The sequence below is a fragment of the Kitasatospora sp. NPDC001540 genome, from assembly GCF_042894345.1.
GTDB lineage: Bacteria > Actinomycetota > Actinomycetes > Streptomycetales > Streptomycetaceae > Kitasatospora > Kitasatospora phosalacinea_C.
This window is the reverse complement of the sequence record NZ_JBIAVO010000003.1, coordinates 30,302-45,034: the sequence shown is the minus strand read 5'-3', so window position 1 is coordinate 45,034 and position 14,733 is coordinate 30,302. Positions and strand designations below refer to the sequence as shown.

The following is a 14,733-nucleotide window of genomic DNA, read 5'->3' as shown; positions in this document are numbered from 1 at the left end:
CGCCGAGGGCGACGCGTCCCCGCAGGGGGCGCGCCGCCCTCGGGGGTCGCCTCAGGCGCGGACGGCGCCGAACACCAGGTCGCGCAGCTCCTGCCAGCGCGGGAGGAGGTCGCTGCGGTCGTTGAGGACGTCGGAGACGTGCTGGACGCCGAAGAAGCCGGAGACCAGGACGCGGCCGAGGGCGTCCGGCTCGACGCCCTCGCGGAGCTGGCCGGCCTCGCGGGCGTCGACCAGGAGACGGGTGATCAGGTCGGTCCAGCCGACGTAGGGCTGCGGGAGCGAGGCGTCGATCAGGGAACGCTCCAACTGGAGCCGGGCGCCCGCCTGGACGATGACGTCGTCGCGGAAGGTGAGGGCCGCGGCGTCCATCAGCTTCAGGACGGTGTCCAGCGGGGGGAGCCCCTCGGCGAGGATGCTCTCCAGCAGTTGCGGCCAGCGGCCGTAGTGGGCCTCCACCACCTCGATGGCGAGGGTCTCCTTCGACGGGAAGTGGAAGTAGACGGCCCCCTTGGTCATCCCGACCCGCTCGGCGACGTCCTTGATCGAGGTGGACTTGAAGCCGTGTTCGTTGAACAGCTCGGCGGCGGCCTTCAGGATCAGGGCGCGGGTCTTGACCGCGCGGTCCTGCCGTAGCTCCGGCTTGCGACCCTCGGGGGCGGTGAGGAGCCAGTCGAGGGCGGGGGGTGTGGCGGACACGGTGGTTCCTTTCGCGCGGGGGCGCCCGTCGGTTCGGGACGACAGGACGGAGCGCCGCTTGCAGAATACCTTCGCGTCGGTATATTTTCCAGCTCGACGGGTCGGGTACCGGTACGGTCGCGCTGCTGAGACCTCCTGCCGGGCCGGGGAGGGCCCGCGAGGAGGGCACGCACATGGAACTGACCGTACGTCCGCCTGACGCCGAACCGGCCGTCGCCCGCCCGGGCCCCGACGCCGACGCGCCGTCCGACCTGGCGCGCGGCTCGGTCCGCGCCCTGGAGGAGGGCCGCCGGCTCACCCCCGAGCTGGCCGGGGCGCTCGCGGACGCGGGCTTCGCCCGGCACTTCGTCCCCCGCCGGTGGGGCGGCCGGGCCGGTGGGTTCGGCGAACTGGTGACGGCGGTCTCGGTCCTCGCCGAGACGTGCGCGTCCACCGCCTGGTGCGGCGCGCTCTACGCGGCCCACGGCCGCCTCGCCGCCCACCTGCCGGAGGACGGGCAGCGGGAGCTGTGGGGCGCCTCGCCGGACGTGCGGATCGCGGCCGCCGTGGCACCGCCGTCCGGTACCGCGCGACGCTGCGGCGACGGGTGGCGGATCTCGGGGGAGTGGGGCTTCGCCAGCGGTGTCGACCACGCCGACTGGGTGCTGCTGGCCGTCCGGGGCGGGGACGCGGACGGGCCGGGCGGGGCGGAGCGCGGGCCGGGCGCGATCGGGCGGATCTTCGCCGTGCCGCGCGGCCGCTTCGAGGTCCGCGACACCTGGCACCCGCTGGGGATGCGCGGCACCGGCTCCCACACGGTGGTGGTGGGCGAGGCGTTCGTGCCGGAGCGGCTGAGCCTCACGCTCGCGGACCTGGGCACGGCGCGTCCGGGCGCGGCCCGCTGCCACCGGGTGCCGTTCCCGCTGGTGGCGCAGCTCCAGTTCGTCGCGCCGATCGTGGGCGCCGCCCGGGGGGCGCTGCGGACCTGGACGGAGCGGGCCGCCGCGCGGGTGCCCGCCGGTGGGCGGTCGGCCGGGGCGGCCGGCGTGCAGCAGGCGCTGGCCCGTTCGGCCGGCGAGGTGGAGGCGGCCGCGCTGCTGCTGGAGGGCGCCGCCGCCCGGGCCGACGAGGACGGGCCGGTGGTGACGCCCCTGCTGATCGCGCGCAACCAGCGCGACCTCGCGCTCGCCGCCGAACTCGCGGCCGGTGCGGTGGACCGCCTGTTCCGGTCCTCCGGGGCCGCCGGACAGGCGGTGGACGACCCGCTCCAGCGCCGCTGGCGCGACGTCACCGTCGCGGCGGGCCACGGCGCCCTGCGGTTCGAGAACGCCGCCGCCGGGTACGCCGCCGCCGTGTTCGGGGCCGCCGCCGGAGGTGCGCGGTGACCGCCGCCGTGCCGGTCGCCGTCCCGCGGACGCCGGCGCGTCCGCGGCGGGCGGCGTTCTTCGACGTCGACCGGACGCTCATCAGCGGCCACAGCATGGTGGCGCTCTGGCGCCGCTGGACGGCGGCCGGCCCGGCCTTCCCCGGGCGCGAGCTGCCGACGGCCGCCGCCGGGGTGCCGCGCGAGGAGCTGAACCGGGCGTACTACCGGTTGTTCGCCGGGGAGTCGGCGGCGCTGCTGCGACGCGTCGGCGCGGACTGGTGCGAGGCGTACCGGCGGACTCCGGGGGCCTTCCTGCCCGACAGCCTGGCCGCACTGCGCGGGCACCTGGCGCAGGGGCACCTGGTGGTGCTGGTCTCCGGCTCGCTGCGGGCCTGCCTCGACCCGCTGGCGGCCGGGCTGGGCGCGCACGCGGTGCTGTGCACCGAGCAACTGGTGGACGCGGAGGGGAGGTTGACCGGTGAGGTGGTCCGTCCGATGATCGGCGCCGCCAAGGCGGAGGCCGCCCTCGGGCTGATGCGGCGGCTGGGGCTGGACCCGGCGCAGTGCCACGGCTACGGCGACCACGCCAGCGACCTGCCGATGCTCCGGGCGGTCGGGCACCCCGTGGTGGTCGGCGACGATCCGGTGCTGGCGGAACGGGCCGCCGCGCTGGGCTGGCCGGTGCTGCCGGGAGCGCGGAACGACTGACCGACCGGCCGCCGGGCCGGGGCGGCCGGTCCGCGTGGTAAAAAATACCTTTGAGAAGGTATTTTGGCTTGGGGAGGTCGGAAAGGGTGGGCGAGGCCATGAAGCAGGAGCGCGCGAGACGGACCCGCGAGCGGATCCTCGACGCGGCGGCGGAGGAGTTCACCCTCCACGGGTACGCCAACGCCACCGTCCAGGGCGTCGCGGCCCGGACCGGGATGACCAAGGGCGCCCTCTACGGACACTTCGGCACCAAGCAGGGCCTGGCGGAGGAACTGCTCCGCCAGGCCCGCGAGGCCTGGTCGCTGCAGTGGGACGCCTCCGGGGAGCCCGGGGCGCCGGCCCTGGAGGCGCTCCGCAGGCTGGTCTTCGGGCTGTCCGGGCAGTACTACGGCAACGTCCGGTTCAGGGCGGCGTTCCGACTGGTGGCCGACGGGCCCCGGGCGACGGACGGGCCGGACCTGGTCGAGACGGTCGAGCACCACCTGACCGAGGCGGTGGAGCGGGTCCAGCGGGAGGGCGCGGCCACCGCAGGGCTCCCGCCCGAGACCGTCGCCCTGGTGCTGCTCGCCATCGTGGTGGGGATGCACCTGGTGGGCCGTCCGCAGCCCGTCGGCAGTCCGCCCGACCGGGTCGGGCAGGCGTGGACCTTCCTGGCCGCCGTCCTGGGCTGACCGGTTCCCGAACGGCCGCGTCGACCGCCCGGAACGGCCGGGCCGAGCACCCGGCAGGGATTCCCGCCGGGCGCTCCGGCTCGTCCGGGAGGGCCGCGGGCCGACTCGGCTTGGTCGCGGCCTGACCGCCGCTTGGCAGGTCCCCGGCAGTCCCTGGGTGTCGGCGGTACCGGGGACCGGGCCCGCCCGCCGCACCGAACCACTGAACCTGGAGGCAACTGTGACCACCGACGTCCCCTGCAAGGAGCTCCAGTACGGCTGGGAGGCGGCCTACCAGCAGCAGACGCAGGACGCGCCGCTGTGGCAGGAGGACCCGATCCCGGTCATCCCCGAGGCGATCAAGGCGCTGTCCGCCCGCAAGGTGAACACCGTCGTGGACCTCGGCTGCGGCGACGGGCGCAACCTGGCCGCCCTGGTGGACGCGGGCTTCACCGCCCTGGGCGTGGACATCGCCCCGACCGGCCTGAAGAACGCCCGGCGGATCATCCGGCAGCGCTCCTTCCTGCTGCGCGCCGACGCCACCGAACTCCCGCTCATCGACGCCTCGGTGTGGACGCCGTGTGTGTGGACGAATCAGTACGACAATCCGGAGAATCCGGCGATTCACCGTCAACTCACCGGACCCGAGATCTTCCAGCAGTTCCCGCAGGCCCCCGGGGCGGTGTTCGCGGCGATCTCCACCGGCGGGACGTTCGCGGGGCTGAGCCAGTTCTTCCGCGAGGCGTCACCGTCCACCCGGATGGTCGCGGTGGACATCGAGGGCTCGGTCGCCTTCCACGGCCCGCCGGGAAGGCGGCACCTGTCGGGAATCGGCGCCGGCCGGCCGTCCACCTTCCTCGACGACTCCCTGGTGGACCGCTTGGAGATCGTGGACATCCACCGGGCGGTGCGCTACTGCCGACTCGACCTGAAATCCGCCGGACTGCACCTCGGGGCCTCGGCGGGGCCGTGGTGGCGGCCTGCGCCCGGTACCTGGAAGCGCATCCGGAGGTCGAACGCGTGGTCTGCCTCTGCGCGGACGGCGGCGACAAGTACGCCGGCACGATCTACAACGACGGGTGGCTGCGCTCGATCGGGGTGGAGCCACCGGGTGAGGAAGCCGCCGGGGCCCGGGCCCCGGCGGCTATCCTCTCCGGAGTCGCCTGAAAATCGAAGGACCGTCATGCAGGGGATCCCAGACATCAGTCGCGAACTCCAGGACTGCGCGACGAGCAGCGAACCGGTCCCCGCGCCGGGCGCGGCCCTGGAGGAGCTGGAGAATCTCCCCGAGAGCGTCCTGCACCGCACCGACGAGCACGATCTCGCCGTCCTGCTCTGCCTGGCCGGGATCTGCTCGGTCCGCACCGGGCACGGATTGTCGGCGGCGGCCCTGCAAGGGGTCGCCGACCGTTACGCGGACACCTCGATCCTCTACACCGGACGGGTGCTGCCGCGCATCAAGGAGGCGATCGGCCGGCTCTACGAGGGCGCCGAGGAGAGGTCCCTCGACAAGCTCGTGGAAGTGGCCGACCACATCAGCCAGGGCTGGCCCGGGTACGCCGACTCGGTTTTCCCCCGCGCGTTCTCCGGGCTGGCGGGCGAACTCGGAATGGACGGGCCGGGGGACTTCCTGGAAACCTCGTTCATCACCTGGCGGCGGGGCCTGGAGGAGTGTGCGTCCGGCTCCCCGGAGAGCGCACTGCGTTCCTTCGGGGCCAGCCTCGGGACGTACCGGGAGTTCTCGTACTACGCCGACGCCGCCTGGCTGTACGCGGACCTGGTCATCGCCGGGTTGATGGCCGGTGACCCGGAGGCCGCCGCCCGCACCGCCGACGCCCAACGCCGGTACGTGGAAGGCGTGATCGCCGGGGCCGGGGAGCGCGACGAACCCGGGGCGGCCGCCGTCGCCTCCGCCGGGACCACCCGAGCCGGTGGGAGCACCGGCTGGACCTGGACCTCGCCGTCTACGGCGAGAGCCTGCTGGTCAACGGGGTGACGATCTACGAGAACGCCCCGCCGGCCCTGGTGTCCATCCTCCGCGAACTGGCCCGGGACCTCGCCGCCGCCCGGGCCGAGGGGCGGGACGTCCCGTACGTCTCCGCCGCCGAACTGGCCGCCCGCACCGGGCGTTCCGGCAGCGCCATCGCCCAGGTGGTCCGGCGCTTCCGGATCGCCTGCCGGGACCAGTTCGCCCGCTCCACCGCGCTGGGCGTCGAACCGGACAGCCTGCTCCAGGGGCGCCCCGGCTACCGGCTCAACCCCGCCGTCCTCGGCGAGGCCGAGTTCTACCTGGTGCCCTGAGCACAGGGCACCGAGCAACCACCATGTCGAAGGAGCACCCCGTGTCCGACCTGTTCACCGAGCCGTCCGCCGTCGATGCCGACTGGAAGTTCGCCCTGGTCCTCAAGGCGAAGCTGCCCGCCGGCGTGGCGCTGAACGCGGCCGCGCACGCCGCGCTCGGCCTGGCCGCCAAGGCCGCAGTGGACCACCCGGAGCTCGCCGGGAAGATGTCCTTCCTCAACTTCCCGGACGCCGACGGCAACGCGCACGGCCCGGTCTCGGGCCTGTCGCTGGTCGTCCTCGAAGGCCGCGCGGCCGGACTGCGCCGCTTCCGGGGCGAGGCGCTCGCCGCCGGGCTGCTGGTGAACGACTTCACCTCGGCGATGACCGGGGACACCTTCGCCGAACAGCTGGTCCGGATGGCCGGCACCCCCGAGGAGGAGATCGAGTACTACGCGGTGGCGGCCTTCGGCCGGCGCGACGAACTCGACCCCCTCACCAAGAAGTTCTCCCTGTGGAAGTGAGCGGGAAGACCGAGGATCACAGGAGAGGGGATTCCGCGAACACCGCCGCACCCGACCTGACCGTGATACCCGGCGCACTGGTCGGCGAGGTCCTCCCTGACCTGCACGCCGAGGCGAAGCGGCTGGTCGAGCAGGTGTACGTCCAGAGCGCCCGTGGCCGGCTGGTCAACCCCGACAGCTCCTTCCTGCGCCCCGACCCCGAGGCGCGGGCGCCACGCTGTCCCGGTGGGTCAGCACCGCGCCGTCCTCGCTCTCGTACAGCCGGTAGACCTCGACCACGAGGTGCCGGCCGGCCGAGCTGACGGTGAGCACCTCGTACGTGCTGCCGTCCGGCCGTCCGTGCAGCAGCACCGGCCGCTGCGCCCCGGTGGGGCCGGTGCGCAGCGCCGTCACCGCCTCCCGCACCTGGGCGGGGGTGCGGCAGAGCCGGCCGGCCCCGGTGCCGGTCGCCGGGCGGGCCAGGACGGGCCAGTCGGTCCAGGAGCCGAGGGCGGCCCCGACCTCCTCGGGCTCCGTCACGACGGCCCACGCCGCCGCGCCCTCCCCGCGCCCGGTACGGGCGGCCTGGCTGCTGTACAGCACCAGGCAGTCGGTGCCCTGCTCCTTGAAGGCACGGGCCAGACCGGCACCGCTGAACACCGGATCGACGAGTACGAACACGGCTCGCTTCCTCGGGTCGTGAGCGAACGGACGGAGAACCGGGACACCAGGGCCCGAGCCGCAGCCAGCACAGCAGATCGGCGGGGGCGGGGAAGCCGCGCTGATGGGCCGCGAACTCCTCCCGGGTGGGGTGACGGACGGTCAGGGCCTTGAGTTCGCCGACCAGTTCGCGGTGGAGGCCGATCCTGAGGTCCGCCTCGACGCGCTGCTCCAGCGCGCTCAGTCGGGCGTCCTCCAGCCGACCGCCTCGGCGGCCAGCACCGGCCCGTGCGGGAGGTCGCCGAGCGCGCTGCCGCGCCACGGTCCGACGGCCTCGCGCAGCACGGCGGACGCCCGCACGTGGTCGCCCGCGGCCAGGGCCGAGCGGCCCACCGCGACGCGCTGCTCGAAGACGTGCAGGTCGAGTTCGACGGCTTCCGGCTTGATCCGGTAGCCGTTCGGGCGGGTCTCCAGCAGGTCCTCGCCGCCCGGGACCGCCCCGAGGGCCTTGCGCAGTTGGTAGCGGTGGGTCTGGACGGTCTTGCGGGCCGGCTTGGGCGGTTCCTCGTCCCAGAACTCCTCGATCAAGGCCGCGTTGGAGACCGTCCGCCCGGCCTGGAGGAGCAGGGTGGCGAGCACCCGCCGGGTCATGGCGGCGGCAGGGGTGAGGTCGTTCTTCTCGTCGCGCACCTCAACCGGACCCGGCACGGCGAAGTCCACGATCGGCTCCCTCGCAGCGCAACATAAAAAAACCTTTGCGAAGGTTTCTGGCACGCGACCTCGGCCGCCTTTGATCGAATCGATCCGCAGTCTCGCGGCGGCAGGCGGGAGGACGGTCCTCCACTCGGTCGATCCGCGCAGGTCGCGAGGGTGCGGCGGGTTTTCGGTCTCACCATGCGAGACTTCCCTTGCAGATTAATATTCCTACCCGTAGGTTTTTTCCACCGCGCCGTGAGGGTGTGTCGAGGGGGAGGGTGTCTGTCATGTGCTCAGTTCTGCCCGATGCAGTCGGTGTACGTACTTTCTGTCGTGACGGGAAGGAGGTGTCGGACTCGCTCTTCGACCAGCCCGTACCGCGCCGCTACGTCCACCGGGCCGCGGTCTCCGAGGTGATGCTCACCGCCTTCCACCAGGACGGCCCGGACGCCTTCGTCCTCGCCGCCCAGTGGCCGCGCGGGCACGGCTTCTACCGCACCGAGCACGGGCTGCACGACCCGCTGCTGCTGGCCGAGACGGTCCGCCAGGTCGGCCTGATGGTCGGCCACGCGGGCTACGGCGTCCCGTTCGAGAACCCGTACATCATGAGCGGCCTCTCCTACCGGATCACCCCCGCCGGACTCGCCTGCGGGTCGACCCCGACCGACCTCGTCCTGGAGACCGGCTGCCACGACGTCCAGCGCCGGGGGGGCCAACTCGCCGGCCTCACCTACCGGATGCGGATCCACCGGGGGATGACCGAGATCGGGGAGGCCTCCGCGGCCTTCACCTGCGTCTCCCCCGCGGTGTACCGCAGGCTCCGCGGCCCGGCAGCGGGCGCCGAGGTCCGGCCGCTCCCGCTGCCGACGCCGGTCGCTCCCGGGCTGGTCGGCCGCGACCACCCGGCGGACACCGCCCTGGCCCCGACCCCCGAGGGCGACCGCTGGCTGATCCGCAGCAACCTCGACCACCCGGTGCTGTTCGACCACCCGGTCGACCACGTGCCCGGCATGGTGATCATGGAGTCGATGCGCCAGGCCGCGCGGCTCGTGCTCGCCGACCCCGGCGCGGTCGTCACCGGGTTCGACGTCGACTTCCTCCGCTTCGTCGAACTGGACGCCCCCGCCGAGCTGACGGCCCGGGTGGAACCCGGCCGCGGCGGGCGGCCGCTGTCCCACGACGGCGCCACCGCGGTGGGCGTGGCCGTCGAGCAGGGCGGCGCCGTGGTCGCCGAGGGCAACCTGCTCGTTCGAGGCAGGGACTGAACCGTCGGGCACCACCGCCGGGGCGCTCCGCCGGAGACCGCGCCACCTGATCCTCCGCCGGTGGCGGGAGCTCCACCCGGTCATGGCGATCCGCGTCCCGCCGCCGTACCCGTACCGCCGGGACGCGGGCCCCCCGCCGGGCGACGACCGGGCCGCACCGGACCCCGCGGGCGCGGCCGGGTCGCGGACCCCGCGCGGGCGCGGCTCCGCTGACCCCCCCGCGCCCCGCCCCCCGCGGCGCCGCGTTGCAAGGCTCACACCCCGGGCCGGGAACCGGCGGTCCGCGCACGGGCGTTCCACTGCACGGAGCGTGCCCCGGGCAGTGACTCGGAAATGATCCCTTTGTATGCTCCGCTCTCCGGCTCCTTCCGTCCGTCGGCGATGACGCGCGCGGCGGGGAGCGGTGGCAGAGGCGCCCGCAGGCCGCCTCCGGTGAAGGGTGCAGGTATGACAGGCCGCAGGGCGGGGACGTCGGGTGAGGACGCCGGGTGGTGGGAGAACCTCCCCCCGCAGGGTGATCCGTACCGGCAGGACGCGCCCCAGCGCGACGACATACCCGGGCCGCGGGTGCCGCGCAGCCGCTCCGGCAGCCACGACGCCGCCCCCACCGGGGGCCGGGCCGAGGCGCGCCGGGCCGCGCAGGGGCGGGGCGGACGGCGGGCCCAGGGCGCGGACGCGGACGGGCCGCCGGAGGGCGGCCGGGCCGGGGCCCGGCGGGCGGCGCAGGGGCGCCGCAAGCCCCGCCGGACCAAGCGGATCGTGGTCTGGAGCCTGGTCGGCACCAGTGTCGCGGTGGTCGGCACCGGCGGTTTCCTCTACTGGCGGCTGAACTCCAACCTCTCCTCCTGGGACAAGTCCGGCGTCAGCCAGAGCCGCCCCCCGGAGGCGGCGGCCGACGCCAACGGCAACAAGCCGATGAACATCCTGCTGATCGGCTCCGACTCGCGCGACGGCGCGAACAAGGACCTCGGCGGCGGCGAGGACGGCGGCGCCCGCTCCGACACCACGATCCTGTTGCACGTCTACGCCGACCACAAGCACGCCGTCGGCGTCTCGATCCCGCGCGACGCGCTGGTCACCATCCCCAGCTGCAAGCTGCCGAACAAGACGTGGACCAAGGAGCAGACCGGCATCCGGTTCAACACCGCCTTCTCGGTCGGCAACACCGAGCAGGGCAACCCGGCCTGCACCCAGAACACCGTGGAGAAGCTCACCGACCTGCGGGTCAACCACACCATCGTGGTCAACTTCGAGGGCTTCGCCTCGATGACCAAGGCCGTCGACGGAGTCCAGGTCTGCCTGCCCAACGACATCTACGAGGGCGACCTCAACCCCAACCTGCCCCACAAGGGCAAGCTGATCTACCACAAGGGCGTCCAGAAGGTGGAGGGCCAGGCCGCGCTGGACTACGTCCGGCTGCGGCACGGCATCGGCGACGGCTCCGACGTCGGCCGGATGAAGCGCCAGCAGGCGTTCCTCTCGTCGCTGATCAAGCAGGTCAAGTCGAACGGGATGAGCCCGACCAGCCTGTACCCGCTGGCCGACGCCGCCACGAAGTCGCTGACCGTGGACGAGGACCTGGACAGCGTCGAGAAGCTGACCGACCTGGCGATGACGCTCAAGGGCATCGACCTGCACGACATCAAGTTCATCACCACCCCCTGGCACTACGAGGGCGCCAAGATCGGCCTCAACCACCCCGAGGTCGACCAGCTGTGGGCCGCGCTGAAGGCCGACCGGACCCTCGACAACCAGGACGCCAGCGCCGGCAGCGCCTCCCCGTCCCCGGCCGGGGAGGCGACGCCCACCGCGACGCCCGCCCCGCCCGCGGACGGCACCGGCGTGAAGGTCGCCGTCTACAACGGCACCACCACCGGCGGGCTCGGCAACAAGGCCGCCGCGACGCTCAAGGCCGCCAACTACACCGTCACCACGACCGGCAACGCGCCCAGCCAGAACCACGCCACCACGGTGGTCCAGTACGCCTCGGCCGCGTTGAAGGAGCGCGCGCAGGCCGTGGCCGCGCTGTTCCCCGGCGCGACGGTCGAGGCCGGGGGGACGTCCGGCATCTCGGTGGTCCTGGGCAAGGACTACGCGGCCGCGGCCGGTGGCGGGACGGCCCCGGGCGGGGCCACCGACCCGGGCCCGGTCTCCTCCCAGGTCGCCGGGGAGGCCCGCTCCGCGGACCAGGACGCCTGCTCCGACCTGACCTTCGGCTGACGGCCGTGCGCGGGGCGCCGTGCGCGGGGCACCGCGCACGGGCTCAGCGCAGTCCGAACACCCGGTCCAGCACCACGGCGACGCCGTCCTCGTCGTTGCTGACCGTCACCTCGTCGGCCACCTCGCGCAGCCGCTCGTGCGCGTTGCCCATCGCCACGCCGTACCCGGCCCAGCGGAACATCGGGACGTCGTTGGGCATGTCGCCGAAGGCGATGGTCTCGGCGGCGGTGACGCCCAGGCGGCGGACGGCCAGCGAGAGGCCGGTGGCCTTGGTCAGGCCGAGCGGGAGGAGCTCGACGATGCCCTCGCCGGCCATCGTGACGTTGACCAGCTGCCCGGCCACCGACCAGGCCGCTTCCGCGAGTTGGTCGTCCGTCAGGTCCGGGTGCTGGATGTACAGCTTGCTGACGGGGGCGGCGAGCAGCTCCTCGGGCGCGACCGCCCGGATCGGCAGCTCGGTGCCGATCCGCAGCCGGTAGCCGGGCCCGGCGACCACTTCGCCGTCCAGGCCGTCCCGGTTGGCGGCGACGGCCAGCGGGCCGGTCTCGGCCTCGATCTTGGCGAGGGCGACGGCGGCCAGCTGCCGGTCCAGGGTGACGGAGGTGAGCAGCTTGTGCGCGCCCGCGTCGTAGACCTGGGCGCCCTGTCCGCAGACCGCTATCCCGGTGTACCCGATCTCGTCGAGGACCGGCCTGGTCCAGCCGGCCGAGCGGCCGGTGACGATGATGTGCTTCGCCCCGAGCGCGGTGACCGCGCCCAGGGCCTCGCGGGTGCGGGCGGAGACGTTCTCGGCGCTGGTGAGCAGCGTCCCGTCGAGGTCGGTGGCGACCAGCCGGTAGGGCAGGGGGGCGGTGCTCATGGCGCGGAGTGCCTCCTGGACGAGGGTGGGGTCACCGGGCGGCGACGGGCTCGAGCACGGCCCTCCCGCCGAGGAAGGGCCGCAGCGCCTCGGGCAGGACCACCGAGCCGTCGGCCCGCTGGTGGTTCTCCAGCAGCGCGACGATCACCCGGGGGACGGCGACCAGGGTGCCGTTGAGGGTGGCGAGCGGGCGGACGCCCTCGCTGTCGCGCATCCGGATGGAGAGCCGGCGGGCCTGGTACTCGGTGGTGTTGGAGGTGGAGGTGACCTCGCGGTACTTGCCCTGGGTCGGGACCCACGCCTCGATGTCGAACTTGCGGGCGGCCGAGGCGCCGAGGTCGCCGGAGGCGACGTCGATGACCCGGTAGGGCAGCTCCAGCGCGTTCAGGAAGTCCTTCTCCCACTGGAGCAGGCGGCGGTGCTCGGCCTCGGCGTCCTCGGGGGTGGTGAAGACGAACATCTCCACCTTCTCGAACTGGTGGACGCGGATGATGCCGCGGGTGTCCTTGCCGTAGGTGCCGGCCTCGCGGCGGAAGCAGGAGGAGAAGCCGGCGTACCGCAGCGGGAGCCGCTCGGCGTCCAGGATCTCGTCCATGTGGTAGGCGGCGAGCGGGACTTCGCTGGTGCCGACCAGGTAGCGGTCGTCGTCGGCGAGGTAGTAGACGTTCTCGGCGGCCTGGCCGAGGAAGCCGGTGCCGTCCATCGCGGCGGGGCGGACCAGCGCCGGGGTGATCATCGGGGTGAAGCCGACCGCGGAGGCCTGCGCCATCGCCATGTTGACCAGGGCCAGCTCCAGCAGCGCGCCGGGGCCGGTCAGGTAGTAGGAGCGGGCACCGGCGACCTTGGCGCCGCGCTCGGTGTCGATCGCGCCGAGCAGCTGGCCCAGTTCGACGTGGTCGCGGGGCTCGAAGCCCTCGGCGGCGAAGTCGCGCGGGGTGCCGATCTCCTCCAGCGTGACGAAGTCCTCCTCGCCGCCGACCGGGGCGGCCGGGTCGATCAGGTTGGCCAGCGCGCGCTGCAGCCGCTCGGCCTCCTCCTTCGCCTCGCCCTGGGCGGCGTCGGCGGCCTTCACCTCGGCGGCCAGCTCCTTGGTGCGGGCCAGCAGGGCGGCCTTCTCCTCGCCCTTGGCGGCGGCCACCCGCTTGCCCAGCTGCTTCTGCTCGGCGCGCAGCTCGTCGAAGCGGGTGCCGGACGCGCGGCGGCGTTCGTCGGCGGAGAGCAGGGCGTCGACCAGGTCGACGTCCTCACCACGGGAGCGCTGCGAGGTGCGCACTCGCTCGGGGTCTTCACGGAGCAGGCGGAGGTCGATCACGCGCTCCAGCCTACCGGTGGCCGGGGGCCGCTCCGGGACGCCGGCCCGGGGCTGGGGATAACCGCGTTCCGCCTGTGGATAACCCCGGTGGAAAACCCTCCCGGGCGTCGGTTATCCACAGGACCGCACGTCAGCCTGTGGACAGTGGGGGAGCAAAGGTCAGCAGACGTCCGAACCGCGAATTGCAGGTTTCAAACCTCGATTCGGCTTCCCGAGTGAGGGAATTCGCTCGCTCGCCCAGGTGATTTGTCGGCGCAAGGGCGACTCTGGTCCGATTAGTCCACTCCGCGCCGCTAGTAGATGATCTGACCGGTCCTGGCGGTTTCTTTGCCGTTTTGTCGACTCCGACCCGGACCTGTGGATAACTGCCCGTCAGTTGGGGACAACCGGGCCTGTGGACGCCGCCCGCCGCCCTGTGGATGAACCGCCCCGACCGCCGCCCCGACCGGCCCGGCCGACCGCGCCGCAGGTGAACGGGGCTGTGCCGGGCGGGTGACGTCCGGGCATGTCGGAAATGAACGCGGCCCCGCCCACGACCCGGTCCGCGCCCCGACCGGAAGGCGCGGCCGACTACAGCTCGCCGCGCCCGTCCAGGCAGCGGGAGAGCCAGTCCGCGGCGTTCGCGAAGTCCAGGTCCGAGGTGCCGTTGCGGAGCGGGGAGGCGGTGCCCTTGTCGGCCCGCGGGTAGGAGCCGAGGAAGCGCACCTGCGGGCAGATCCGCTTCAGGCCCATCAGCGCCTCGCTGACCCGCCGCTCGCTCAGGTGGCCCTCGCAGTCGATCAGGAAGCAGTAGTTGCCCATGCCCTCGCCGGTCGGCCGGGACTCGATCCGCATCAGGTTGATCCCGCGCACCGCGAACTCCTGCAGCAGTTCCAGCAGCGCGCCCGGGTGGTCGTCCGGCAGCCAGACCACCATCGAGGTCTTGTCCCAGCCGGTCGCCGAGGACACCCGCCCGGGGCGGCCCGCCAGCACGAACCGGGTGGTCGGCGCGGCCGCGTCGTGGATCTCGTCCGACAGCACCTCCAGCCCGTACAGCTCGGCCGCGAACGCCCCCGCCACCGCCGCGTCGTAGCGGCCCTCCTGCACCAGCCGGGCCGCCTCCGCGTTGGAGGCCGCCGACTCCCACTGCGCGTCGGGCAGGTGGGTGGCCAGCCAGTGCCGCACCTGCGGCTGCGCCACCGGGTGGCCGCTGACCGTCTTGATGTCGCCCGCGGCGGTGCCGGGCCGGACCATCACCGCGAACGAGATCGGCAGCAGCACCTCGCGGTAGATCATCAGCGGGCTGCCGTTGATCAGCTCGTCGCTGGTGGTGGTGACCGCGCCGTCCACCGAGTTCTCGATCGCCACCATGGCGCCCGCGGCCTCACCGGCCCGCACCGCGTCCAACGCCGCCGACACCGAGGCCACCGGCGTCAGCTCCCGGGTCGCCGCCTCCGGCAGGGTGCGCAGCGCCGCCTCGGTGAAGGTGCCCGCGGGCCCGAGGTAGGTGTAACGGGTCGCCGACATGACCGCCTCCGAACTCACTGCGCGTACGCGTGG

The 14,733-nt window shown here is 73.6% G+C and carries 13 protein-coding genes and 1 pseudogene; 8 read left to right on the top strand and 6 right to left on the bottom strand.

The window, feature by feature from the left end:
* Positions 1-51: 51 nt before the first annotated feature.
* Positions 52-696 (bottom strand): ScbR family autoregulator-binding transcription factor, encoded by a 645-nt coding sequence (locus ACFY00_RS05360; RefSeq protein WP_388027462.1) that lies wholly within the window; start codon positions 694-696, stop codon positions 52-54.
* Between the two features lie 173 nt (positions 697-869).
* Here ACFY00_RS05360 and ACFY00_RS05355 point away from each other — a divergent pair, with 173 nt between their 5' ends.
* The 6 genes from ACFY00_RS05355 to ACFY00_RS05330 all read left to right on the top strand — a co-directional run bounded on the left by ACFY00_RS05355 (position 870) and on the right by ACFY00_RS05330 (position 6,203).
* Complete coding sequence (locus ACFY00_RS05355; protein ID WP_388027460.1) at positions 870-2,060, top strand: acyl-CoA dehydrogenase family protein; 1,191 nt, start codon at positions 870-872, stop codon at positions 2,058-2,060.
* Positions 2,057-2,749: an HAD family hydrolase gene (locus ACFY00_RS05350; RefSeq protein ID WP_388027457.1), complete on the top strand. Its 693-nt coding sequence runs from the start codon at positions 2,057-2,059 to the stop codon at positions 2,747-2,749. Before ACFY00_RS05355 ends, ACFY00_RS05350 begins: the two co-directional genes overlap by 4 nt.
* Before the next feature lie 98 nt (positions 2,750-2,847).
* Positions 2,848-3,420, top strand: a complete 573-nt coding sequence (locus ACFY00_RS05345) for a TetR family transcriptional regulator (RefSeq protein WP_388027456.1) — start codon at positions 2,848-2,850, stop codon at positions 3,418-3,420.
* A 220-nt stretch (positions 3,421-3,640) separates the two neighbouring features.
* On the top strand, positions 3,641-5,395 hold the full coding sequence (locus ACFY00_RS05340) for a pyridoxal-phosphate dependent enzyme (protein ID WP_388027455.1): 1,755 nt from the start codon (positions 3,641-3,643) through the stop codon (positions 5,393-5,395).
* The gene (locus tag ACFY00_RS05335) at positions 5,392-5,700 is read left to right on the top strand and encodes a hypothetical protein (RefSeq protein ID WP_388027454.1); all 309 of its coding nucleotides are present in this window, start codon (positions 5,392-5,394) and stop codon (positions 5,698-5,700) included. The genes ACFY00_RS05340 and ACFY00_RS05335 overlap by 4 nt, the downstream gene beginning before the upstream one ends.
* Before the next feature lie 41 nt (positions 5,701-5,741).
* Positions 5,742-6,203, top strand: a complete 462-nt coding sequence (locus tag ACFY00_RS05330) for a DUF2000 domain-containing protein (protein WP_388027452.1) — start codon at positions 5,742-5,744, stop codon at positions 6,201-6,203.
* A 165-nt stretch (positions 6,204-6,368) separates the two neighbouring features.
* On the opposite strand, the gene ACFY00_RS05325 is transcribed toward ACFY00_RS05330, so the two are convergent.
* Both ACFY00_RS05325 and ACFY00_RS05320 read right to left on the bottom strand, forming a co-directional pair.
* Positions 6,369-6,863: a hypothetical protein gene (locus ACFY00_RS05325; RefSeq protein ID WP_388028036.1), complete on the bottom strand. Its 495-nt coding sequence runs from the start codon at positions 6,861-6,863 to the stop codon at positions 6,369-6,371.
* A 166-nt stretch (positions 6,864-7,029) separates the two neighbouring features.
* Positions 7,030-7,493, bottom strand: a pseudogene (locus ACFY00_RS05320) (BTAD domain-containing putative transcriptional regulator); the annotation flags it as partial.
* A 392-nt stretch (positions 7,494-7,885) separates the two neighbouring features.
* Here ACFY00_RS05320 and ACFY00_RS05315 point away from each other — a divergent pair.
* Both ACFY00_RS05315 and ACFY00_RS05310 read left to right on the top strand, forming a co-directional pair.
* Entirely contained in the window at positions 7,886-8,803 is a 918-nt protein-coding gene (locus ACFY00_RS05315) for a ScbA/BarX family gamma-butyrolactone biosynthesis protein (RefSeq protein ID WP_388027450.1), read from the top strand.
* Between the two features lie 447 nt (positions 8,804-9,250).
* On the top strand, positions 9,251-11,023 hold the full coding sequence (locus ACFY00_RS05310) for an LCP family protein (RefSeq protein WP_388027448.1): 1,773 nt from the start codon (positions 9,251-9,253) through the stop codon (positions 11,021-11,023).
* 43 nt (positions 11,024-11,066) lie between these two features.
* Here ACFY00_RS05310 and ACFY00_RS05305 read toward each other — a convergent pair whose 3' ends face one another.
* The 3 genes from ACFY00_RS05305 to pheA all read right to left on the bottom strand — a co-directional run bounded on the left by ACFY00_RS05305 (position 11,067) and on the right by pheA (position 14,700).
* Positions 11,067-11,882 (bottom strand): HAD family hydrolase, encoded by an 816-nt coding sequence (locus tag ACFY00_RS05305; protein ID WP_388027446.1) that lies wholly within the window; start codon positions 11,880-11,882, stop codon positions 11,067-11,069.
* 31 nt (positions 11,883-11,913) lie between these two features.
* Positions 11,914-13,194 carry a serine--tRNA ligase gene (gene serS / locus ACFY00_RS05300; protein WP_388027445.1) on the bottom strand — a complete coding sequence of 427 codons (1,281 nt, stop codon included), beginning with the start codon at positions 13,192-13,194 and terminating at the stop codon, positions 11,914-11,916.
* Between the two features lie 570 nt (positions 13,195-13,764).
* On the bottom strand, positions 13,765-14,700 hold the full coding sequence (gene pheA, locus ACFY00_RS05295; protein ID WP_388027442.1) for a prephenate dehydratase: 936 nt from the start codon (positions 14,698-14,700) through the stop codon (positions 13,765-13,767).
* Positions 14,701-14,733: the final 33 nt, after the last annotated feature.

What these genes read in the sequence shown, in the direction of transcription:
- ACFY00_RS05355 (WP_388027460.1), top strand. Translation starts at nt 870, where the DNA reads ATGGAACTGACCGTACGTCCGCCTGACGCCGAACCGGCCGTCGCCCGC.
- ACFY00_RS05305 (WP_388027446.1), bottom strand. Translation starts at nt 11,882, where the DNA reads ATGAGCACCGCCCCCCTGCCCTACCGGCTGGTCGCCACCGACCTCGAC.
- ACFY00_RS05345 (WP_388027456.1), top strand. Translation starts at nt 2,848, where the DNA reads ATGAAGCAGGAGCGCGCGAGACGGACCCGCGAGCGGATCCTCGACGCG.
- ACFY00_RS05310 (WP_388027448.1), top strand. Translation starts at nt 9,251, where the DNA reads ATGACAGGCCGCAGGGCGGGGACGTCGGGTGAGGACGCCGGGTGGTGG.
- pheA (WP_388027442.1), bottom strand. Translation starts at nt 14,700, where the DNA reads ATGTCGGCGACCCGTTACACCTACCTCGGGCCCGCGGGCACCTTCACC.